Raw genomic sequence first — 1086 nt, 5'->3', positions numbered from 1 at the left:
CTAGGTGTATTTGGCCAGGACGTTGGTAGCGGAAGGTTCTGGTTGACGTGGGGAGAGCCTCCGGTTGAGGTGTGGCTTGTCTAGGACCCACGTCAACCGGAGGCTCTCGTGTCTCACCGTAACGCCCGGACCACGTTCCTGGGCAGGTTGCTGATCGTCCAACGTCACCACGCGGGCTGGCCCCAAGCCCACATCGCCGCCGCGATGGGTATCTCCCGTAAATGCGTGAAGACCTGGCTGGAGCGTTACGCCACCGAAGGCGAACCCGGGCTGCGGGACCGATCCTCACGCCCACACACCTCTCCCCGGCAAACCTCCAGCGAGCTCGAACAGCAGATCATCACCTTGCGGCAGCGTGAACGCCGCGGCCCGGCCTGGCTAGGCCACGAACTCGGTGTCCCGACACGGACGGTGTCACGGGTGCTGGCCCGCCACCAGATCCCGCGGCTGGCCGCATTGGACCCGATCACCGGACTGGTGATCCGGGCCAGCAAGACCACCGCCGTGCGCTACGAACGCGACCGGCCCGGCGAGCTGGTCCACATGGACGTCAAGAAGATCGGCCGCATCCCCGACGGCGGTGGCTGGCGAGCCCACGGCCGCGTGAACCGGGAAGCCACCCGCGACCGCAGCACCAAGATCGGATACGACTACGTCCACTCCCTGGTCGATGACCACTCCCGCCTGGCCTACTCCGAGATCCTCCCGGACGAGAAAGGGCCAACCTGCGCCGGCTTCCTCGACCGGGCGATCACCTACTTCGCCGGCCACGGCATCACCCGCATCGAGCGGCTGATGACCGACAACGCCTGGGCCTACCGCTGGTCCCTGCGCCAGGTCTGCGCCGAGCACAACATCCGGCAGAAGTTCATCAAACCCCACTGCCCCTGGCAGAACGGGAAAGTCGAGCGCCTCAACCGCACCCTGCAAACCGAATGGGCCTACCGGCAGGCCTTCACGAGCAACACCGAACGCACCGCAGCCCTTGCACCCTGGCTCGAGCACTACAACACTCAACGCCGCCACAGCGCACTCGGCGGACACCCACCCACCAGCCGACTGCCACCAACCTAATGGCCAAATACA

The 1086-nt window shown here is 66.0% G+C and carries 1 protein-coding gene; it reads left to right on the top strand.

Translation table 11 applies throughout. The features are described from left to right. The first annotated feature begins 108 nt into the window (after window positions 1-108). Entirely contained in the window at window positions 109-1074 is a 966-nt protein-coding gene (locus tag AB0H62_RS51245) for an IS481 family transposase (RefSeq protein WP_360593019.1), read from the top strand. Window positions 1075-1086 lie beyond the last annotated feature (12 nt).

The organism is Amycolatopsis sp. NPDC050768 (assembly GCF_040654155.1).
In the GTDB taxonomy this organism is placed as follows: Bacteria; Actinomycetota; Actinomycetes; order Mycobacteriales; family Pseudonocardiaceae; genus Amycolatopsis.
The sequence above is the reverse complement of the archived record's forward strand: the minus strand, read 5'-3'. Positions and strand labels throughout refer to the sequence as shown.